Origin of the sequence: Streptomyces sp. NPDC050560, assembly GCF_044457285.1 — a bacterium.
GTDB lineage: Bacteria > Actinomycetota > Actinomycetes > Streptomycetales > Streptomycetaceae > Streptomyces.
Map to the genome: position 1 here is coordinate 98,252 of NZ_JBITGT010000019.1, position 21,315 is coordinate 119,566.

At 71.7% G+C, this 21,315-nt stretch carries 17 protein-coding genes; 12 read left to right on the forward strand and 5 right to left on the reverse strand.

Features of this window, described 5'->3' with window-relative positions; all coding sequences use genetic code 11:
- Positions 1–110 precede the first annotated feature (110 nt).
- The 10 genes from ACIBIW_RS32750 (at position 111) to ACIBIW_RS32795 (ending at position 12,602) form a co-directional block, all read left to right on the forward strand.
- Positions 111–1,424 carry a cytochrome P450 gene (locus ACIBIW_RS32750; RefSeq protein WP_399341505.1) on the forward strand — a complete coding sequence of 438 codons (1,314 nt, stop codon included), beginning with the start codon at positions 111–113 and terminating at the stop codon, positions 1,422–1,424.
- Positions 1,425–1,527: 103 nt separating this feature from the next.
- Entirely contained in the window at positions 1,528–2,535 is a 1,008-nt protein-coding gene (gene mvk / locus ACIBIW_RS32755; RefSeq protein ID WP_399341606.1) for a mevalonate kinase, read from the forward strand.
- The gene (gene mvaD, locus ACIBIW_RS32760) at positions 2,525–3,580 is read left to right on the forward strand and encodes a diphosphomevalonate decarboxylase (protein ID WP_399341507.1); all 1,056 of its coding nucleotides are present in this window, start codon (positions 2,525–2,527) and stop codon (positions 3,578–3,580) included. Before mvk ends, mvaD begins: the two co-directional genes overlap by 11 nt.
- Complete coding sequence (locus ACIBIW_RS32765) at positions 3,577–4,704, forward strand: phosphomevalonate kinase (protein ID WP_399341508.1); 1,128 nt, start codon at positions 3,577–3,579, stop codon at positions 4,702–4,704. The genes mvaD and ACIBIW_RS32765 overlap by 4 nt, the downstream gene beginning before the upstream one ends.
- Complete coding sequence (gene fni, locus ACIBIW_RS32770) at positions 4,701–5,792, forward strand: type 2 isopentenyl-diphosphate Delta-isomerase (protein WP_399341510.1); 1,092 nt, start codon at positions 4,701–4,703, stop codon at positions 5,790–5,792. Before ACIBIW_RS32765 ends, fni begins: the two co-directional genes overlap by 4 nt.
- Positions 5,789–6,847, forward strand: a complete 1,059-nt coding sequence (locus tag ACIBIW_RS32775) for a hydroxymethylglutaryl-CoA reductase (RefSeq protein WP_399341512.1) — start codon at positions 5,789–5,791, stop codon at positions 6,845–6,847. Before fni ends, ACIBIW_RS32775 begins: the two co-directional genes overlap by 4 nt.
- Positions 6,848–6,849: 2 nt before the next feature.
- Entirely contained in the window at positions 6,850–8,076 is a 1,227-nt protein-coding gene (locus ACIBIW_RS32780; protein ID WP_399341513.1) for a hydroxymethylglutaryl-CoA synthase, read from the forward strand.
- 14 nt (positions 8,077–8,090) lie between these two features.
- The gene (locus ACIBIW_RS32785; RefSeq protein WP_399341515.1) at positions 8,091–9,065 is read left to right on the forward strand and encodes a 3-oxoacyl-ACP synthase III family protein; all 975 of its coding nucleotides are present in this window, start codon (positions 8,091–8,093) and stop codon (positions 9,063–9,065) included.
- Between the two features lie 86 nt (positions 9,066–9,151).
- Positions 9,152–11,170, forward strand: a complete 2,019-nt coding sequence (locus ACIBIW_RS32790; RefSeq protein WP_399341517.1) for an FAD/NAD(P)-binding protein — start codon at positions 9,152–9,154, stop codon at positions 11,168–11,170.
- The gene (locus tag ACIBIW_RS32795; RefSeq protein ID WP_399341519.1) at positions 11,160–12,602 is read left to right on the forward strand and encodes an adenylosuccinate lyase family protein; all 1,443 of its coding nucleotides are present in this window, start codon (positions 11,160–11,162) and stop codon (positions 12,600–12,602) included. The genes ACIBIW_RS32790 and ACIBIW_RS32795 overlap by 11 nt, the downstream gene beginning before the upstream one ends.
- 99 nt (positions 12,603–12,701) lie before the next feature.
- Here ACIBIW_RS32795 and ACIBIW_RS32800 read toward each other — a convergent pair whose 3' ends face one another.
- Both ACIBIW_RS32800 and ACIBIW_RS32805 read right to left on the reverse strand, forming a co-directional pair.
- Positions 12,702–12,884 (reverse strand): hypothetical protein, encoded by a 183-nt coding sequence (locus ACIBIW_RS32800; RefSeq protein ID WP_399341521.1) that lies wholly within the window; start codon positions 12,882–12,884, stop codon positions 12,702–12,704.
- Positions 12,881–13,510 carry a hypothetical protein gene (locus ACIBIW_RS32805; RefSeq protein ID WP_399341523.1) on the reverse strand — a complete coding sequence of 210 codons (630 nt, stop codon included), beginning with the start codon at positions 13,508–13,510 and terminating at the stop codon, positions 12,881–12,883. The genes ACIBIW_RS32800 and ACIBIW_RS32805 overlap by 4 nt, the downstream gene beginning before the upstream one ends.
- Before the next feature lie 379 nt (positions 13,511–13,889).
- Between ACIBIW_RS32805 and ACIBIW_RS32810 the strand changes: the two genes are divergently transcribed.
- A complete protein-coding gene (locus ACIBIW_RS32810; protein WP_399341524.1) occupies positions 13,890–14,954 on the forward strand; it encodes a polyprenyl synthetase family protein in 1,065 nt (354 codons plus the stop codon).
- A gap of 195 nt (positions 14,955–15,149) precedes the next feature.
- Positions 15,150–16,223, forward strand: coding sequence for a methyltransferase (locus tag ACIBIW_RS32815; protein ID WP_399341525.1), 1,074 nt, complete (start codon positions 15,150–15,152; stop codon positions 16,221–16,223).
- Positions 16,224–16,360: 137 nt separating this feature from the next.
- On the opposite strand, the gene ACIBIW_RS32820 is transcribed toward ACIBIW_RS32815, so the two are convergent.
- The 3 genes from ACIBIW_RS32820 to sigJ form a co-directional block, all read right to left on the reverse strand.
- Positions 16,361–17,182, reverse strand: a complete 822-nt coding sequence (locus ACIBIW_RS32820) for a BTAD domain-containing putative transcriptional regulator (RefSeq protein ID WP_399341527.1) — start codon at positions 17,180–17,182, stop codon at positions 16,361–16,363.
- 432 nt (positions 17,183–17,614) lie between these two features.
- Positions 17,615–19,618 (reverse strand): BTAD domain-containing putative transcriptional regulator, encoded by a 2,004-nt coding sequence (locus ACIBIW_RS32825; protein WP_399341528.1) that lies wholly within the window; start codon positions 19,616–19,618, stop codon positions 17,615–17,617.
- A 740-nt stretch (positions 19,619–20,358) separates the two neighbouring features.
- A complete protein-coding gene (sigJ, locus tag ACIBIW_RS32830; RefSeq protein WP_399341530.1) occupies positions 20,359–21,303 on the reverse strand; it encodes an RNA polymerase sigma factor SigJ in 945 nt (314 codons plus the stop codon).
- Positions 21,304–21,315 lie beyond the last annotated feature (12 nt).

The window sequence follows — 21,315 nt, forward strand, 5'->3', positions numbered from 1 at the left end:
CGCACGCCGCGGGGTTCCCTTTTTGGTGCGGTCGGCGGACGGCCGCGACGTACCACGGTTCAAGCCCGGTCACGTAATGCGCACGGAACTGTGTATGAGAGGTGAGTGCAATGACGAGTCGGGTGAATCCGGCAACCCTGGTCCCGGGCGACCCGGGTGAGCGCGACAGGCCGGTGTTCCAGTTCAGCCGGATGGAGAGCCTCCTGCGGGGGCACCGACTTCGCCGTCTCACGGTGGACGGTGTCGACGCCGTGTTCGTCAGGGACCCGGTCCTGGTGCGCCGCATACTGGTGAGCGAGAGCAAGAACTACGGCAAGGGCGAACTTTTCCGGAAGGCCAGAAACCTCAGCCGGGTGGGAATGCTCTCGGAGGACGAGACCATGCACCGGCACTACCGGCGTCTGGTCAATCCCTATCTACGGTCGTCGAAGGTCGGCGACTACCTCCCCACCATGCGCCACATCGTCCGGGACATGGTGTCCTCATGGCGCCCCGGGGACACCGTCGACGTCCAGTCGGAGATGTGCCGGATCGCCTGTGCCATCGCCGTAGGAACGCTCATCGTCGGACTGCCGGCCGACACCACGAAAGAACTGGGCGAGCGCCTGGCGCGGCTGGCCGGGGAGATGATCAGAAAGCCCCTCTACGGGAAGGCAGCGCACCGGACGGCGCGCCCCGGGGCGCCCAACCGGCTGTCCCGGGCACGCAAGGAGTTCCGGGACCTCCTCAGGGAGTGCATAGCCGATCCCCCGGAAGCCCCCGCATGGACGAACGGCTACCTGTCGACGCTTCTCACGGACTCCGACGAGCAGGGGAACCGGGTCCTGACGCCGGACGAGGTGTGCGAAGAGGCCGTCATGATGCTGACGTCGGCCACCGTCACCACGGCTTCCGTCATGTCCTGGGCCCTGCACGTACTCTCCAGGAATCCCCTCGCCGAGGAGAGGCTGCTCAAGGATCTGACGGAGCGCCGCGGCGGAGGCGCCACCCACGACCACACCTCCAGTTACACCGTCCGGTTCCTGATGGAGATCATGCGGCTGTATCCGCCCGTGTGGATCTCGTGCCGGAAGACCCTCGCGGAGGTCGAACTGGGCGACCAGGCGATACCCGCGGGAACGAACGTGGTGTTCAGCTCCTATCTGCTGCACCGGGACAACCAGAGCTATCCGAACCCGCACCAGTTCGATCCCGACCGGTGGCTCTCCGTTCAGCTCGGCAAGATCGAGGCCGCCTACATCCCCTTCGGCATCGGGTCGAAGGGATGCATCGGGGAGCCGTTCGCCTGGCTGGAACTCGAAGTCATCCTCGATGTGGTGACGCAGGAGTGGAAGCTGAACAGCGTGCCCGACCGGCAGTTCCGCACGGCGCCCGAGACCACGCTCCACCCCCGCCGCCTGCACCTGGTCTCCCAACCGCGATGACGGGCCGGGCTGTTCGAGTGCTTCCGCTTCAGGACGAGACCGCCCGCCCGGGAACCACCGGACGCCGCGGCCTGGGCACGCAGAACGAGGGGAGTTGAGCACTGTGGTTCCGTCGACCCCGGTGGACGAGGCGTCAGAAGAGCGCGGGACACGTTCCGTCGGCACCGGTCACGCCCATGCGAAGGCCATCCTGATCGGCGAGCACGCGGTCGTGTACGGGGCCCCGGCGCTCGCTCTTCCCGTTCCGCGGCTGACCGTCACGGCAAGCGTCCGCCGGTCCCGCCGCGGCACCGAGCGTCCTGGCGAGGTGACGTTCGCGATGACCGGCTCCCCACCGCGGCCCATGGTGGCGCGGGCGTCGGACGGCCTTCGCCGACTGGTCGCCGAGTTCAGGGCGATGGCGGGCGTGGACGACGGCCCGCACCTGGACGTGGTCGTCGACGGCGGGATTCCGCACGGCCGGGGGCTCGGCTCCAGCGCGGCCTGCGCACGCGCCGTCGTCCACGCCCTCGCCGACCTCCACGAACGCCCCGTCACCGAGAGCGAGACGTTCGACCTGGTGCAGACCGCCGAGAACGTGGCGCACGGCAGGTCCAGCGGCGTCGACGCGCGGGCCGTCGGCGCGTCCGTGCCGCTGTTGTTCCACGGGGGCGAGGTCAGGGAACTGGACGTCGGCTTCGACGGGTTGTTCGTCCTCGCGGACAGCGGCGTCCTGGGCCGCACCAAGGAGGCGGTCGAGATGCTGCGTGCCGGATTCCGGCAGCGCGACGGGGCGCAGGAGCAATTCGTGCGGCGAGCGACGCGGCTGACCGAACAGGCCCGGCACGCCCTCGCCGACGACCGGCCGGAAGAACTCGGCGCGCGGCTGACGAGCTATCACGAACTGCTGCGGGCGGCCGGGCTCAGCACCCGGCGCATCGACGGACTGGTCGAGGCGGCCCGCACCGCGGGCGGCCTCGGAGCCAAGATCACCGGCGGTGGCCTGGGGGGCTGTGTCATCGCGCTGACCCGGCCTGAGCGGGCCGAGGACGTCGTCGGGGAACTGCGTGCGGCGGGCGCCGAGCAGACCTGGGTCCTGCGGCTGAGAGGACACGCCGAGCATGCCTCCTGAACACCCGACCACCCTCGTCCGGGCGCCGCAGCAGGACACCGCAGCAGAGGCCACCGCGGTCGCGCACCCGAACATCGCCCTGATCAAGTACTGGGGCAAGCGGGACGAGCGCCTGGTGCTGCCCCGCGTCGACAGCCTGTCGATGACACTCGACGTCTTCCCCACGACCACCCGCGTCCGCCTCGCCCGCGGGGCCGTGCAGGACACGGTGGTCCTCGACGGCCACCCGGCCGAGGACGGGGCCGCGCGCCGCGTGACCGCCTTTCTCGACCTGGTCCGGGAACGGGCGGGGCGCGTGGAGAGGGCCGTGGTGGACAGCCAGAACACCGTCCCGACCGGGGCGGGCCTCGCCTCGTCCGCGAGCGGGTTCGCCGCGCTCGCCGTCGCCGCGGCGGCCGCGTACGGGCTCTCCCCGGACGCCACCGCGCTGTCCCGGCTGGCGCGGCGCGGCTCGGGCTCGGCGTGCCGTTCGGTCTTCGGCGGTTTCGCGATATGGCACGCGGGCTCGGACTCCGGCACCACCGCCGAGGCCGACCTCAGCTCCCACGCGGAGCCGGTGCCCACGGGGGACCTCGACCCCGCCCTGGTCATCGCCGTCGTCGACGCGGGCCCGAAGGCCGTGTCCAGCCGGGCGGCCATGCGGCGGACCGTCGACACCTCCCCCTTGTACGAGCCCTGGGCGGTGTCCAGCGAGCGCGACCTGACCGAGATGCGAGCCGCGCTGCTGGCCGGTGACATCGAGGCGGTCGGTGAGATAGCCGAACGCAACGCGCTCGGTATGCACGCGACGATGCTCGCGGCGCGCCCGGCCGTGCGCTATCTGGCGCCTGCCACGCTCACCGTCCTCGACCGGGTACTGCGGCTGCGGCAGGACGGCGTTGCGGCGTACGCCACGATGGACGCGGGGCCCAACGTCAAGGTGCTGTGCCGTCGCACCGACGCCGAAGGGGTCGCCGAGGCGGTGCGCGACGCCGTACCGGACGGTTCGGTGCTGGTCGCCGGGCCGGGTCCCGGCGCCAGGCTGCTGCCCGGGGGCGGTCGATGACCGCTCAGCCGACGGTCGTCCGCCGGGCGCCGGGCAAGTTGTTCGTCGCCGGGGAGTACGCGGTGGTCGACGCGGGCAACCCGGCGATCCTCGTCGCGGTCGACCGCTACGTCACGCTGACGGTCGCCGGGCGGGACGGGGCGGGCGTCGAGATCTCGTCCGACCTGGGCCCGCACCGCGAGCGCCTGCGGTGGCGGGGCGCCCGGCTCGTCCGCTGCGGCGCGGACACGGGGCGGGACGGGCGCGCGGGCCTCGCCCATGTGCTGTCCGCGATCGAGACAGTGGGCCGGCTGCTGGCCGAACGGGGGCTTCCGCTACCGGCGTTCGCTGTGTCGGTGGCGAGCGGCCTGCATGACAACGGCACCAAGTACGGTCTGGGCTCCAGCGGCGCGGTGACCGTGGCGGCCGTGTCCGCCGTCGCCGCGTTCTGCGGCCTCACGCTGTCGGACTCCGAGCGGTTCAGGCTCGCCCTGCTCGCCTCCGCCGAGATCGACCCGAAGGGCTCGGGCGGCGACCTCGCCGCGGGCACCTGGGGCGGCTGGATCGCCTACCGGGCGCCCGACCGTGCCGCCGTGCTGGCCCTCGCCCGCGGCCGCGGCGTCGAGGAGGCGCTCCGCCTGCCCTGGCCCGGGTTCGACATACGCCGCCTGCCGGTGCCGAAGGGCCTCAGGCTGGAGGTCGGCTGGACCCAGCACCCGGCCTCCACCACGGCCCTGGTGTCCGCACTCCACCGGCGGCCCTGGCGCGGCACCGCCGCCCACCGGAGGTTCGTCCACGCCACCACCGACTGTGTGCGCGGGGCGATCGCCGCGCTTCAGCGGGGCGACGGCCAGGAGCTGCTGGCCAGGATCAGAGAGGCCAGGCGGGAGTTGGCGCGCCTGGACGACGAGGTCGCGCTGGGGGTCTTCACACCTCGTCTGACGGCGCTGTGCGAGGCCGCCGAAGCCGTCGGGGGCGCGGCCAAGCCCTCCGGGGCGGGCGGCGGCGACTGCGGCATCGCGCTGCTGGACGCCGACGCCGCACGGGACATCGCCAGGTTGCGCGAACTGTGGGCCGCGGCCGGGGTGGTGCCCCTGCCGCTCGGCCCCGCCGCGGCAGGCAACGCGGAAGGGAACGAGGAATGATCGCTCAACGCAAGGACGACCATGTCCGGCTCGCCGTCGAGCAGCAGCAGCGGCACAGCGGACGCAACCAGTTCGACGAGGTGTCGTTCGTCCACCACGCCCTGGCCGGTATCGACCGGGAGGACGTCTCACTGGCCACCGCTTTCGCCGGCATCACCTGGCGGGTGCCGCTGTATATCAACGCGATGACCGGCGGCAGCGAGAAGACCGGCATCATCAACCGGGACCTCGCCGTCGCCGCCCGCGAGACCGGTGTCGCCCTCGCGTCCGGGTCCATGAGCGCGTACTTCAAGGACCCGGACTGCGCGGACACGTTCAGCGTGCTGCGCAGGGAGAACCCGGACGGCTTCGTCATCGCCAACGTCAACGCGAACGCGTCCGTCGACATGGCCCTCAGGGCCGTCGACCTGCTCAGGGCGGACGCCCTCCAGATCCACCTCAACACCGTGCAGGAGACGGTGATGCCGGAGGGCGACAGGTCGTTCGCGTCGTGGGTCGCCCAGATCGAGAGGATCGCGGCCGGGGTCGGCGTCCCCGTGATCGTCAAGGAGGTCGGCTTCGGGCTGAGCCGCGAGACGGTGCTGCTGCTGGACGGCCTGGGCGTGCGGGTCGCCGACCTGGGCGGCCGGGGCGGCACGGACTTCGCCCGCATCGAGAACGGCCGCCGCGACCTCGCCGACTACGCCTATCTGACCGGCTGGGGGCAGTCCACCGCGGCCTGCCTCCTGGACGCGTGGGACGCCCCGATGCCCGTGCTCGCCTCCGGCGGGGTGCGCAACCCGCTCGACGTGGCGCGGGCCCTGGCGCTCGGCGCGTCGGGCGTCGGCGCCTCCGGCACGTTCCTGCGCACGCTGCTGGACGACGGGGTGACCGCGTTGGTCGAGCGGATATCGACATGGCTCGACCAGTTGGCCGCGCTGCTGACCCTGCTCGGCGCACGCACCCCCGCGGACCTGGCCCGCTGCGATCTGCTGATCCACGGCGGACTCCGCGCGTTCTGCGCCGACCGGGGGATCGACCCCGGGCCGTTCGCCCGGCGTTCCACCAGCTTCGACGCCCCTTACGAGACGACGGGAAGCACCCGATGACCGAGAACGCTATCGCCGGAGTCCCGATGCGGTGGGTGGGCCCCCTGCGGGTCTCGGGGAACGTGGCCGTCACCGAGACCCCGGTGCCGCTCGCCACCTACGAGTCGCCGCTGTGGCCGTCGGTGGGCCGCGGCGCGAAGGTCTCCATGCGGTGCGAGCGGGGCATCGTCGCCACCCTCGTCGACGAGCGGATGACCCGGTCGGTGCTTGTGGAGGCTCTGGACGCGCAGACGGCGCTGGCGGCCGCGCGGGACATCGACGCGCGCAGGGACGAGTTGCAGAAGGTGGTGCGCACCTGTAGCCGGTTCGCGGAGCTGGTCGGCGTCCGCCACGAGATCAACGCGAACCTGCTGTTCCTGCGGTTCGAGTTCAGCACCGGCGACGCGTCGGGGCACAACATGGCCACGCTCGCCTCCGACGCGCTGCTCGCGCATCTGCTGGAGACGGTCCCCGGCATCTCCTACGGCTCGATATCCGGGAACTACTGCACGGACAAGAAGGCGACCGCGGTCAACGGCATCCTCGGCCGCGGCAAGAACGTCGTCACCGAACTGCTCGTGCCGCGTGACGTGGTCGAGGGTGTGCTGCACACGACGGCCGCCAAGATCGTCGAGTTGAATGTCCGCAAGAACATGCTCGGGACGCTGCTCGCCGGTGGCATCCGGTCGGCGAACGCGCACTTCGCGAACATGCTGCTCGGCTTCTATCTGGCCACCGGCCAGGACGCGGCCAACATCGTGGAGGGTTCGCAGGGCGTCGTGATGGCCGAGGACCGGGACGGGGACCTCTACTTCGCCTGCACCCTGCCCAACCTGATCGTGGGCACCGTCGGCAACGGCAAGGGCCTCGGCTTCGTGGAGGAGAACCTGACCCGGCTCGGCTGCCTGGAGGAGCGGGCCCCCGGGGAGAACGCGCGCCGCCTCGCGGCCCTCGCAGCGGCGACCGTGCTGTGCGGTGAACTCTCCCTCCTGGCGGCGCAGACGAACCCGGGGGAACTCATGCGCGCACACGTCCGGCTGGAACGCGACAACACGACAACAAAGGCTGGTGTCTAGGAATGGCCAACGATTCCGCCGTCGGGCTGCACGACCTGTCGTTCGCGACGACCGAGTTCGTCCTGCCGCACACCGTCCTCGCCGCGGAGAAGGGCGTCGACGTCGGCAAGTACCACAAGGGCATCGGTCAGTGGTCGATGAGCGTGGCCGCCGCCGACGAGGACATCGTGACCATGGGCGCCGCCGCCGCCGCGCCCATCATCGAGCGGCACGGCAGCGACGGCATACGGACGGTCATCTTCGCGACGGAGTCCTCGATCGACCAGTCGAAGGCGGCCGGGATCTACGTCCACTCGCTGCTCGGGCTGCCCTCCGCGACCCGGGTCGTCGAACTCAAGCAAGCCTGCTACGGGGCGACGGCTGCCCTCCAGTTCGCCGTCGGCCTGGTACGCCGCGACCCGGCGCAGCGGGTCCTCGTGATCGCCGCCGACGTCTCCAAGTACGACCTGGACAGCCCGGGCGAGGCCACCCAGGGCGCCGCCGCCGTGGCCATGCTGGTCGGCGCCGGCCCCGCCCTGGTGCGGATCGAGGAGCCGTCGGGGGTGTACACGGCCGACGTCATGGACTTCTGGCGGCCGAACTACCGCGACACCGCCCTCGTCGAGGGGCAGGAGTCCATCGGCGCGTATCTGCTCGCGGTGGAGGGGAGCTGGAAGGACTACACGGAGCAGGGCGGGCGGGCGCTGGACGAGTTCGCCGCGTTCTGCTACCACCAGCCGTTCACGAAGATGGCCTACAAGGCCCACCGCCAACTGCTCAACTACTGCGGGCATGCCGTCGACGAGGAGCGCGTCGGCCGTGACCTGGGGCTGACCACGGCGTACAACAGCGTCGTCGGCAACAGCTACACCGCCTCGGTGTACCTGGCGCTCGCCGCGCTCCTCGACCAGGCGGACGATCTGACCGGCCGGCGGATCGGGTTTCTCAGCTACGGCTCCGGCAGTGTCGCGGAGTTCTTCGCGGGCACCGTCGTCCCCGGCTACCGGGAGCATCTGCGCACCGAGGCGCATCGCGAGGCGATCGCCAGGCGCGAGCCGGTGGACTACGCCCGCTACCGCGCCCTGCACGAGTACGCGCTCCCGGCCGACGGCGGGGACCACCGCGCCCCCGCGCAGACCACGGGCCCCTACCGGCTGGCGGCCCTGCGCGGCCACAAGCGCGTCTACGAGACGACGGGCGGCGGACGCGGTGCCTCGCGGCCGTCCGCGCGCACGTCCACGGCCGGCTGAGGGGAAGCGGGCGCATGACCGAAGTCGGGGTCCTCGGCACGGGCGCGTATGTGCCGGACCGGGTCGTCTCCAATGACGAGGCCGGTGCTGCGGCGGGTGTCGACGACGCCTGGGTGGTCCGCAAGACCGCGATCCGGGAGCGCCGCTGGGCCGCCCCGGGTCAGGCCGCGTCGGACCTGGCCGCGTCGGCGGGGCGGGCCGCGCTGCGGGCGGCGGGCGTCGCCGCGGGCGAGCTGTCCGTGATCGTCGTCGCCACTTCCACACCGGACCGGCCGCAGCCTCCCACCGCCGCCTATGTGCAGCATCTGCTCGGCGCGGTGAACGCCGCCGCGTTCGACATCAACGCCGTGTGCTCCGGTGAGGTGTTCGCGCTCGCCGTGGCCGAGGGCATCCTCACGGGGCGGGGCGGGTGCGCGCTGGTCATCGGTGCCGACGTGTACTCCCGCATTCTGAACCCGGCCGACCGCAGGACGGTCGTCCTGTTCGGCGACGGCGCCGGTGCGATGGTCCTCGCCCCGGGGCGTGGAGCGCGTATCCGCAACGTCGCCGCGCACACCTTCGGCGAGCTGGCGGACCTGATAGAGGTGCCGGCGGGCGGCAGTCGGCTGCCCGCCGACCGTGCCGCCCTGGAGGCCGGTCTCCAGTACTTCACGATGGACGGCCGGGCGGTGCGCGCCTTCGTGGAGGACCGGCTGCCGCTGCTCACCAAGCAGTTCCTGCACGAGAGCGGTGTCAGTCCCGACGCCGTCACCCACTTCGTCCCGCACCAGGCCAACGGCGTCATGCTCGACGCCGTCTTCACGGAGCTCGGCCTGCCAGGGGCCACCATGCACCTCACGCTGGAGCGCTACGGCAACACGGGAGCCGCCTCCATCCCGATCACCCTGGCGGAGGCCGCCCGCGCGGGTACCTTCGGGCCGGGCGACCTGATCCTCCTGGCCGGCTTCGGCGGGGGCATGGCGGCGGGTTTCGCGCTGGTCGAGTGGTGAGGCCGACGCGCTCGGAGTCCTACCAGCGGCCCGGTACACGACCGGGGTCCGCGCTGTGTTCCCCGATATCGGCAGAAGCAGGAACCATGACAACGAGACATCGCACCGTGGGCGTGATCGGCAGCGGCCCGCGCGGGCTCTCGGTGGTCGAACGGCTCTGTGCCAACGCCCGCTCGATGCCTGCGGGCAGCACGGTCCGCGTCCATGTGGTCGACCCCCATCCCCCCGGCGCCGGCAAGGTGTGGCGCACCGACCAGTCCCGTCACCTCCTCATGAACACCGTGGCCGGGCAGATCTCGGCGTTCACGGACGCCTCCGTGGACCTGCGGGGTCCCCTGGAGCCGGGGCCGAGCCTGCACGAGTGGGCCGTGGCGCTCGTCGCGGGCCGCCTCGGCGAGGGCCACCCCGCCCATGTCCTCGACGAGGCCCGCGCCCTGCTCCCCGACACCTATCCGACCCGCGCCTTCTACGGCCACTACCTGCGCTGGGTGTACCAGCGCGTCGTCGAGGGCGCGCCCGCGGGGCTGACGGTCAGCGTGCACGCCCGCCTCGCGGTGGCCCTCGACGACGATCCCGAGTCCGGCGATCCCGAGTCCGGCAGTCCGGAGGTCGGCAGTCCGGTGGTCGGCAGTCCTGAAGGCGGGGACGGGGCCCTCCAGCGGGTGGTCCTCGACGACGGGACCGTGCTCGCGGGCCTGCACGCGGTGATCCTCTGCCAGGGGCACCTGCCGGCCCGCCCGGACGCCGCGGAGCGGGATTTCGCCTTACGTGTGCGCGGGGCGGGGCTGGTGCGCGTCGCGCCCGCCAACCCGGCGGACGTCGGCCTGGACGCGCTGTCCCCGGACGCCCGGGTGCTGCTGCGCGGGCTCGGGCTGAACTTCTTCGACTACATGACCGAGCTGACCGTCGGCCGCGGCGGCTCCTTCGCCTCGACCGCCGGGGGCCTCGTCTACCACCCCGGCGGGCGGGAGCCGCGCCTGTACGCCGGGTCCCGGCGCGGCATCCCCCACCAGGCACGCGGCGACAACGAGAAGGGCCCGCACGGCCGGCACGAGCCGCTGCTGCTCACCGCCGACCGCATCGCGGAGCTGCGCCGCACCCACGGGCGCTGCGGCCTCGACTTCAGGAGGGACCTGTGGCCGCTGGTCTCCAGAGAGGTCGAGGCCGTCTACTACTGGACACTGTTCACGTCACGCGGGCACGACGCCGTGGCCGGGCGGCTGCGGGACGACTTCCTCGCGGCGGGGCCCGGGGAGCGGGAGAAGGACGCCGTCCTGTCGGCGTACGGCATCGACGAGAAGTACCGCTGGGACTGGGAGCTGATCGAGCGCCCGTACCGGGACCGGGAGTTCGCGGGCCCCGGGGACTTCACCGAGTGGCTTCTCGACCACTTGCGCAGGGATGTCGCGGAAGCCAGGTGCGGCAATGTCAGCGGCCCGCTCAAGGCGGCCCTCGACGTCCTGCGGGACCTGCGCAACGAGGTCCGTCTCGCGGTCGACCACGGGGGCCTGCACGGTGACTCCTACCGGGACGACCTCGACGGCTGGTACACCCCGCTGAACGCGTTCCTCTCCATCGGGCCGCCCGCGCGGCGGGTGGAGGAGATGATCGCCCTGATCGAGGCCGGGGTGCTGAGGGTGGTCGGACCGGGCCTCACGGTGGCGGTCGACGGCAGCCGCTGCACCGCGGGTTCGCCGCTGGTGCCCGGCTCCGAGGTCGAGGTGGACGCGCTGGTCGAGGCGCGCCTGCCCGACATCACGCTCAGCAGGACGGACGATCCGCTGCTGCGCCATCTGCTCGCCACCGAACAGTGCGCCACGTACCGCATGCGCACGCGTTCCGGCGGCACGTACGAGAGCGACGGTCTTGCCGTCACCGGGCGGCCGTTCCGGCTCGTCGACGCGGCGGGGCGGGCGCATCCGCGCCGCTTCGCGTTCGGCGTGCCCACGGAGTCGGTGCACTGGGTGACGGCCGCGGGTATCCGCCCCGGTGTCAACTCGGTGACACTCACGGACTCCGACGCCATCGCCCGATCGGCCCTCGCCTGTGGCGGCGCGGACGGAGAGGAAGCCACGACAGGACAGGGACTCACTTATGCCCACTGACACCAGCCGCCCCGCGGAAGCGGGGGGCGGCACGGAACGGATGCTGTCGGAGCCCGGTCTGCTCTCGCCCGTCTGGGCGGCCACCCCCGTCGTGGACGCGGTGTCCGACGGGGCGTGGTTGCAGGCCATGCTGGATGCCGAGGCGGCGCTGAGCAGGGCGCAGGCCCGGCTGGGCACGGTGCCCACGGCCGCCGCGCAGATCATCACGGAGGCGGCGCGGGCCGACCGGCTCGACCTGGTCGCGCTGGCCAGGCAGGGGCGCGAGTCCGCGAACCCGGTAGTGGCGCTGGTGCGGGAGTTCACCGCGGTGGTGGCGGCCCGGGACGCGGAGGCGGCCCGGTATGTGCACCGGGGTTCGACCAGCCAGGACATCCTGGACACGGCGACGGTGCTGGTCGTCCGCCGGGCCCTGCGGCTGATGCGCGGTGACCTCGAACGCGTCACGGAGGCGCTGGCCGTGCTCGCCCGGGAGCACCGGGACACCCTGATGGCAGGCAGGACGCTTGCCCTGCACGCGGTGCCCACGACGTTCGGGCTCAAGGCGGCGGGCTGGCGCCATCTCGTCCTGGACGCGGTGCACAAGCTCGACGTGCTCGACGCGGAGCTTCCCGTCCAACTCGGTGGCGCCGCGGGGACGCTGGCCGGGTATCTCACTCATGCCCCGGAGGCCGACCCGGGCGGCTACGCGGAGGAGCTGACGGAGGCGTTCGCGGCAGAACTGGGGCTGTCCGCGCCGCTCGTGCCATGGCATGTGCTGCGCACGCCCATGGTGGACGCGGCCACGGCCGCCGCGTTCCTGTGCGGGGCCCTCGGCAAGATCGCCGTCGATGTGCTCTCGCTGGCCAGGACCGAGGTCGGCGAGGTGCACGAGCCTGCGCCCAGCGGCCGGGGCGCGTCGTCGGCGATGCCGCACAAGCGCAATCCGGTGCTGGCGACGGCCCTCAGGTCCGCCGCCCTCCAGGCGCCTCAGCTCGCCGCGACGGTGCTGGGCTGTCTGCCGAGCGAGGACGAGCGGTCCGCCGGTGCCTGGCACGCCGAGTGGGAGCCCCTGCGCGGTGTGCTGCGGCTGGCCGGAGGCTCGGCGCACCAGGCGGTGGAACTCGTCTCCCATCTGTCGGTCGAGCCGGAACGGATGCGGGACAACACCGGTATCACCGGGGGCCAGATGGTCTCCGAGCGGATCGCCGCCGTCCTCGCCCCACTGCTCGGCAAGGCCCGGGCACGTGACCTGCTGAACGAGGCGTCCGTACGCTCGGCGCGCACCGGTGAGCCGCTGGAGGCCGTGCTGCGGCGGGACGAGCGGGCGTCCGCGGCCCTCGCCGACGCCCGGCTGACCGACCTGTTCGAACCGGGGGCGTACACCGGGGCCGCGGGCCCGCTCACGGACCGCGCCCTGTCCCGGGCGCTGCCACCGGCGGACGGCAAACCGTGAGCGGGTGACGCGCGGCCTTCGACCGGGAGGTGCCCCCACCGCCTTGCCATGGTGGGGGCACCTTCGAGGGCCTATGGGGAAGCTTTCGGGGGACGGTTCTCAGGGCTGGCGTCGCAGGGCGATCCGGGTGAGTTCGTCGATGTCGAACTCGGAGCGGCCCGGTGTGCCATAGCGGGTGATCTTTCCGCGGCTCACCCACTTGCGGATGGTCGCCTCGGACACGCCCGCCGCGAGCGCGGCCACATTGGTGGGGACAAGCCGGTGCCGCGGTGGTTTCCTCATGCGTCGGCCGTCTTCTGCCGTCTTTCCACGAGGGGCCGCAGAGTGATCCATTCGTGGGTCTCCCAGGTGTGCCCTGACGAGCACCGGATGCCTCGCACGCCCGCGCCGTCCGACGGCCGCGGCGCGGTGGTGATCTTTCCCGTGCAGCCGGCCACCACGCAGTCCCAACTGCGCCTGTGGAATTCGGTGGTGGTGGGGTCGACAGTGTGCAGCATTTGCTTGCGGAGGTCTTCGACCTCGTCGGCGAAATCGGCCGCCGGGGGCTGTTCCGTGAGCCATGCCAGATGGCGGAGCAGAAATGTCACCAGGTGGGGAACGGAGCCTCTGGGGGCGGCTCCTCCGACTTCGTCGGAGACGAACTCGGCCCATGACTCGAGAACGGCGACAATGTCGTGCCGTGCGTCGAGCGCGGACAGGTTCAGAGAGTCACCGCTCCGGGTCCCGGACACGCGTGTGTGGTTGGTCTGCCGTGATACGGGCGCGATGTTGTGCAGGCTCTCTTCGTAGAGGGCGGGAAGTGCGCTCAGGCTGCGTTCGAGGCGCTGGACGCGCGCGGCGGCGAGGACGCGTGCTGTCACGTCGCCTGGTTCCTGGTCGGGCGTTTCCGGGCAGGCGAGTATTTCCATGCGATCGCCTTTCTGAGTTCCCTGTCCGGCGGCCTTACTTGACCGTGCGCCCCGGTGATGCGGGCAGCAGTCGCAGCCGAGCCGATGGCTCTCGGGAAGAAAAGGGGGATTCGGTAAGAAATTCTCCGGCGCTGCATGTTCGATTTCGAGCCGGCACCCAGAGGCTTCCACGGGCCAGTTCTGGGTGTCAACGTTCGCCATTCGCGGTGGGGCGGCGCTGAAGGGGGACTCCAGATCCGCCAAAGCGGAACTCCAGACCCGCTCAGTGCGGGCCAGGCCGACGCAGGTCAGGGGCGTCCTGCGGGCCACGAAGGCTCGGCGGGAGCGCGCCGCGGCGCCCTCGCATCCGTGTCACTCCCCCGATCCCAAGGAGACAGCCATGACTTCGGACGTATCCACCGGTGCAGGCCCGGAGGCCGCCCTCGCCCGCCGCACCAGTGGCGCACTGCTGCGCCGCGTGGAGGACCGGCTGCGCTCGTTCCTCGCGGTCGAGCGCGACATGTGGGCGGAGGTCCATGAACGGGCCGTCGCCCCGATCGACGCGCTGTCCGAACTGATCGCCTCGGGCGGCAAGCGCATCCGGCCCGCCTACTGCATCACCGGCTATCTGGCCGTCGGCGGTGATCCCGACGATCCCGGGATCGTGGCGGCCGGTGCGGCCCTTGAGCTGCTGCACCTGTCCGCCCTCGTCCACGACGACGTCCTGGACGACTCCGACCAACGGCGCGGGGTACCGACCGTCCACACCCGGCAGGCGGCGCTGCACGGCAGCCGCGGCTGGCAGGGCGAGTCACGCCGGTACGGGGAGGGTGTGGCGATACTCGTCGGCGACCTCGCGCTCGTCTACTCCGAGGAGTTGATGGCCGAGGCGCCGAGGTCGGCCGTTCCCGAGTGGAACAGGCTGCGTTCCGAGGTGATGATCGGCCAGTACATGGACGTCCGCACGGCCGCCGAGTTCTCGGTCGACGTCCGCGCCTCCCGTCTCATCGCCCGGATCAAGTCCGGCCGGTACACCATCCACCGGCCCCTCGTGGTGGGTGCGACCGCGGCGGGGCGCGACGACCTGGCCCCGGCGTTCGAGGAGTACGGCGAGGCGGTGGGCGAGGCGTTCCAGCTCCGCGACGACCTGCTCGACGCCTTCGGCGAGTCCGCGGACACCGGAAAGCCCACCGGTCTCGACTTCACCCAGCACAAGATGACGTTGCTGCTCGGCTGGGCGATGCAGCGCGACGAGCGCATCCACACCCTGATCACGGAGCCGGGCCACACCCCCGACGAGGTGCGCCGCCGCCTGCTGGACACGGGTGTCCGCGCCGATGTCGAACGGCATATCGCCGGGCTCGTGGAGCGGGGCTGCAAGGCCATCGCCGACGCGCCCGTCGACGAGGTGTGGCGCGCCGAACTGGCGGACATGGCCGCGCGGGTCGCCTACCGCAAGGCGTGAGCCCGCCGGCACGGCCGCGGCGGCCCGCCCGGCCGACCCGGCACATCCGCCACCACCTGTTCTCCGCCCCGCCGTACGGGGGGCGAGTGTCGCCGGAGTCCCGCTCCACCCGCGCTCCAGTGCCCGTGTCCATACTCGGTTGCCTGGGAGCACCGGGAGCGGCCCCGTCCGACGCGTCGATCCGAAGGGATACCTGTGTCCAACCCTGATGCCGTACTCGCCCGGATGCGCGAGTACATGGTGGGCCCCACCCGTTTCATGAACCTGCACGCCTGTTTCGAGCTGGGCATCGTCGACGCGCTGCGCAAGGAGCCCGGCCTGACCGCGGCCGAACTCGGTACGGCGGTCGGGGCGAAGCCCGACGCGGTGGAGCAGTTGCTGCACCTGCTGGTCAAGGAGGGCTTCGTCGCCCGGGACGAGGCCACGGGCGGCTACCGTCTCGACGGCCTCGCGGATGTCCCGGAGCCGGACCTCCAGCGCGTGCTGACCTTCATGGGCATGGTCAAGACGGGCATGCTGCGGCAGTTGTACTACCTCGCCGACAGTGTGGCGACCGGCAGTGTGGTCGGTCTGAAGAAGCTCTACGGTTTCGACGGCACGATGTTCGAGGCGGCGGGCGAGGTCGCGGAGGTGCGCGCCGCGTGGGGGCCGCTCGCGCAGAACGAGACGGCGAGCGTCTACCCCTGGTTCTTCGGCAGTTTCGACGTCCCCGCCGGGGCCCGAGTGCTCGACGTGCTGGGCGGCAACGGCCTCGGGGCGGTCATGACCTGTCAGTTGAAGGGGAGTCCCGGTCTGCGGGTGACCACGTTCGACCGGCCCACCCTGGAGGCCGAGTGTCTGCGGAACTTCGCGGCGCAGGGCGTGGCGGAGCAGTGCTCGTTCGTGGGCGGTGACGTCCTGGAGGAGCTGCCCGGCGGCTTCGACGTGCTGCTGCTCAAGCACTTCGTGGACATGTACGACAAGGACGAGGTCCTCACCGTCTTCCGGAACGCCCACCGGGCGCTGGAGCCCGGCGGGCAGATCGTCGTCCTCGCGCCCGTGTACCCGGAGGACATCCGGGACACCGACGACTACCAGGCCGACTTCTTCCCGTCCTACATACTCGGCTGTGTGGTCGGCCGTGGCGGGCTGCAGAAGGTGTCGACGTACGGGAGTTGGCTGGAGGAGTGCGGGTTCGAGGTCACGAAGGTGACGGCGAAGGACCCGGCGGACATCCCGGCGGACGCCATCATCAACCGCGTCGTCATCTGCGCGACGAAGCGGGGCTGAGCCGGGCGGTTCTTCCGCGGCGGGCCGCCGTTCTCCGGGCGCGGGTCCGCTGCCGACCCCGTCGGCGGCAGCGGATGCCGGTCGCCCCCATCGCCCCGTCGTCGCCCCGGCCGCCCCCTGACGCCGGTGCGGGGGGCTCAGGCGACGTAGAGGTCGAACGTGGTGCTGTGCCGTGGCCCGGCGACGACGTCCAGTTGGGGGTCGACGGCCAGCATCGCCTGGTGCAGGCGCCGCACCTGGGGCGAGGGCTCGACGCCCAGTTCCTCGATCAGCCGGGTGTTCAGCCTGCGGTAGACCTCAAGGGCCGACGCCTGCCGTCCCGAGCGGTACAGCGCCACCATCGCCTGGGAGTGCAGGCCCTCGTGCTGCGGGTAACGGGCCGTCAGCCCGGTGAGTTCCGGGACGAGTTCGGTGTGCCGGCCGAGCCGCAGGTCGGCGTCGATCCTGCGCTCGACGGCGCGGAGCCGGCTCTCCTCCAGGCGCATCACCTCGATCCTGAGGATGGGCCCGACCCGCACGTCGACGAGCGCCGGTCCCTGCCACAGGGTGAGCGCCCGCCGGAAACGGTCGGCCGCGATGGCGTCGTCTCCGGCGTCGAAGGCCGACTGGCCCTCCGCGACCATGCGTTCGTAGGTGTGTACGTCGACGCTCTCGACGGGGGCCTCCAGCACGTAACCGCCGTGCCGGGTGGCGAGGACCTCCTTGGCGGTGCGGGGGCTGTCGGGCCCCATGGCCCCGGCGAGGAGCCGGCGCAGTTGCAGGATGTAGGTCTGGAGGGTGGCGGGTGCGCTCTGGGGCAGCTTGGTTCCCCACACCTCTTCCATGAGCGTGTCGACGGGCACCACGCGTCCGGGCCAGAGGGCGAGCAGGGACAGGATCTGTCGTGGTTTCCCGGCCGTCGGGACGATCGACACCCCGTCGGCCTCGGCGCGGAAGGTCCCCAAGAGCTGGAACTTCACGTTCTCCCCCCTTGAACTTGCTGAGTGCTCTCAGCGGTTGGCTTCATCGTTGTCACGCGGCAGTCGAAGGGTGGTGACACCGCCTCTCATCGATGGGAACGTAGGAGCCCTCGACTTCACGGTGCGGCAGGCCCGGTGGTTTCCGGTGCGGGCTTTGCCTGGTGAGGGAGGGGAGTCGGGGCAGGGAGAAGTAGTCGCTTGGCCCGCCGGGGCAAGTCGCTCCGGGGCCGACGCCCTTGTCCTCGGTGCCGGACTGTCGACGCGGCGGTCTCCGACCGCGGTCCCCGTGTGGCCCGTGTCGACGCTTGTCCGGCTCGATCCGGTCATTTCCCGTGTTCCGTACGGCAAGTAGTGTTGTCCATGGGAGTTGAGTTCCACTGTCCGGCGGCTTGGCGCCGACTTGGCGGCCGGGCCCGAGGGGGCCGGCGGGGTTCAGTCGGTGGCGCCGAGCGGGTGCACCCTCCGCGGCCGCAGGGCGGCGGTGCGGATGCGGCGCAGTTGGTGGACCCGGCGCAGCCGCCCCATGGCCTGGTACAGCACTTCGCCGGTCAGGGCGTGGGTGAAGGTGTACCAGCCGAGCCGGTGCGGGTCCTCCGCGATCAGGCCCGCCGCGGCGATGGTGTCGACGAGCTTCAGGGCGTCCTCGATCTCGATCGACGCGGCCTCCGCGACGACGTCGACGGCGAAGCTCCGGCCTGCGATGGCGGCGAAGGACAGCAGGTCGACGGCGCTCTGGCCGAGGCGTGCGACGCGGCCGAGCACGACCTCCCGCACGGGCGCGGGTGCCGTCGGCACGGGCATGGACAGCGGCGCCGTGCGGACCCCGTTCGCGCACTCCTCGCTGCGCAGGGCCTTGACCAGTTCCCTGAGGTAGAACGGGTTGCCGCCGGTGCGGTAGTGCAGTTCCTCCGCGGCGGCCCCGGTGATCTCCCGGCGCAGGACCGCGCTCGCCAGGGCCCGGGTCTCCGCGGCGTTCAGGCCGCTCAGGTCCACGCGCGTCATGTCCGCGCGGGCCAGCGCCGCGGACGTCTCCGCCAGACAGGCGGCCTCGTCGGAGCGGTAGGCCACGGCCACCAGCAGGCGGCTCGCCCGCACCGACTCGGCCAGGTGGGCAAGCAGCCGCAGGGAGTGGGGGTCGGCCTGCTGCTGGTGGTCGAGCACGATCACCAGCGGTGTGGTGGTGGAGGCGCCGATGAGGTACTGGACGATGGCGTCGAACTGCCTGAGGGTCGCGGTGTCGGCGTCCGCGCCGCTCGTCGGCCGTCCGGCGGCTCCGTCGAGGAAATCGGCCACCGGGTCCGGAACCGGGTAGTGGGGGCAGTGGGTGCCCGCCATTCCCAGCACCTGCCGCCAGGGCCATAACGGCGGGGTGGCGACATGCCCGGGGCAGGCCCCCCACAACACCGGTGCGCCCGCGGCCCGTTCGGCGAAGCGGCGGAGCAGGCTGGTCTTGCCGACGCCCGGCTCGCCGGACACCGTCACCACCTGCCCCCGGCCGACCGCCGCCGCGGCCGAGACGGTGGCCAGATGCCGCAGCGCCGCCTCACGGCCGACGAAGACCTCCTGGTCCGCGGGGGGCTCCGGCCGCCGCTGGGCGGGCACGTGTATCCGCGGTGCGAGCGCGGGTCTCTCCCGCACGGTCACGGCCGGGGAGAGCGGCACAGGACGCCAGTCCAGAGCCGGGGCGTGGCTGAGGATCTCGCGTTCGAGGTTCTGCAACGCCGGTCTCGGGTCGATGCCCAGCTCCTCCCCCAGGCGTCTCTGGTTGGTCCGCAGCACCGCCAGCGCCTCGGCCTGCCGTCCGGCCCGGTAGAGGGCGAGGCTCAGCAGTTCGCAACCGTATTCGCGCAGTGGATGGGCCTGCATGAAGGCTTCAAGATCGGCGACCGCGACCTCGTGGGCGCCGACGGCCAGCAGCGCCGCGCAGCGTCCCTCGACGACCGAGAGCCGCAGTTCCTCAAGCCGGCCCACCTCCGCCACCACATGGACGGAATGGGACACCTCCGTGTACGCCTCGCCCCGCCACCACGCCAACCCGGCCTCGAACTCGCTCAGTGCCTCGTGCCGGCTGCCCCGGCTCCACGCCTGCCATCCCGCCTGGGCGCGTCTCTCGAATCGGTGGACGTCCACCTGGACGACATGGCCGTCCAGGAGATAGCCGCGGTCGCTGGTGCGTAACACCTTCGTCGGTGTCCGTGGGGCCCTGGCCGGTTCCAGCACCCTGCGCAGATTGGCCACGTATGCCTGAAGGGAGGTCACCGCCGAGGGCGGGGGGCTCTCCGCCCAGAGGGCTTCCAGCATCACGTCCACGGGCACGGGCTGGCCGAGTCGGCTGACCAGGAGCGCGATCAGTTTGCGCTGCTTGGGCGCCCCCAGGTCCACCGGTCGGCCGCCGACCGTGGCGTCCAGCGGGCCAAGCGCCCGGAATTCCACCATGGGGGGTGCGACACCCTGCGTTTCCGATGGCTGCGCCTCGGTCCACCTGATGAAATCCGACGGCGCGTTGAAAGATTTCGCAACAGATTCCGAGTCGGTCATATCGTTGATTCTTCCAAGATGGTGGCAGGGAAGGTATAGCGATAAGTAAAGCCGGTAACACAGATGCGAACGTGGGGCATTGCCGAGCCGTCGGACATCGGAAAATGAATGCGTGGGCGTGCGGTGGGAGTGCGTCGGCGAGCGGCTTCCCCCCGCGGCAGCCGGGGTGTTGTGGCATGGCACCGACAACGGGCGCCGGGCGCCTTCGACCACGGCAAAATGGCAGGTGCCGCGGGATACGCACAGGTGGACAAAGGCGTATGGCTGTCACGCTTCACGAAAGTCCCCCCGACGTTGCGAAGACGGCTATGAGCCCCCGGCGACCCCCACGCTTGTTTGAGTATGTGAATCGGGTAGATCACTGTCAAGACGTTGCTTCGGCGTGGCACCCCTATAACGATTTCCTGATCACGGGCCGCCGAACAAGGTCGAGTTGACGGTGGCGTAGTGGGGTTTTTACCCCGGGTCCCGGACAATCGAGACACACCGATCTCGAAGATCCAGAAACGGGTTCCTTCGAGTTCGAGGGCGAGTCCGCAAAATACGCGAACCGGTCGTACGGGTGGCCCTCAAGCGCCCCGGAGACCCGGCCGCCCCGGCGAGGGGCGTCGGCCGCGCGGGCGGCTGCGGGAGGCGGGTCAGCTCGTGTGCCAGGGCCGGAGCTTGGCGGGGTTGAGCACCGCCCAGATCCGCCTGATCCGGTCGCCCTCGACGTCGAACGCCAGCACCGACACGGGGGCGCCGTCCACCCGGGCGACCAGCCCCGGCCGGCCGTTGACCGTGCGCTCCAGCAGTTCCACGCCGCGCATCGCGTCCGTCCGTGCCGCGTAGAAGTCCGCGACCCGTTCGGCGCCCTCGACCGGGTGGAGCGCCGCCGACACGAGGCCGCCGCCGTCGCCGACCGCCGTGACGTCGGGGGCCAGCAGGCCGATGAGGGCGTCGATGTCCTTCGCCTCCCAGGCCCGTTTGAACGCCCTGACGGTGTGCGCGCGCCGGGCCGCCGGGGCCCCGGCCGACTGCGAGGCGCGGATACGGCGGCGGGCCGACGAGGCCAACTGACGGCAGGCCGGGGGCGTGCGGCCGACGATCTCGGCCACTTCGGCGAAGGAGTAGCGGAAGACGTCGTGCAGGATGAACGCGACGCGTTCGGCGGGGGTCATCAGGTCGAGCACGACGAGGAAGGCCATGTCGATCGACTCGTCGAGGGTGACCTGGTCGGCGGGGTCGGCCGTGGCGCCACCGGCACCCCACCGCCCGCTGATCCACTGGGCACCGGCGGGCACCGGCTCCGGCACCCACTCGCCGACGTAGCGCTCCCGCCTGACCCGCGCCGTGCCGAGCAGGTCGAGGCAGATACGGCTCGCGACGGTCGTCAGCCAGCCGCCTGGCGACTCGATGGCGTCCCGCTGCCGCTGCGACAGGGCGTACCAGCGGGTGTAGGTCTCCTGGACGACGTCCTCGGCGTCGGTCAGGGAGCCGAGGAGCCGGTAGGTGAGGCCGATCAGCCCGTGCCGCTCGCCCATGATCTCGCTCAGGCCCGGATCGGGCAGAGCGCGCTCCTCGGACCCGGATGAGTTGGTCATGGCGTCGCCGGC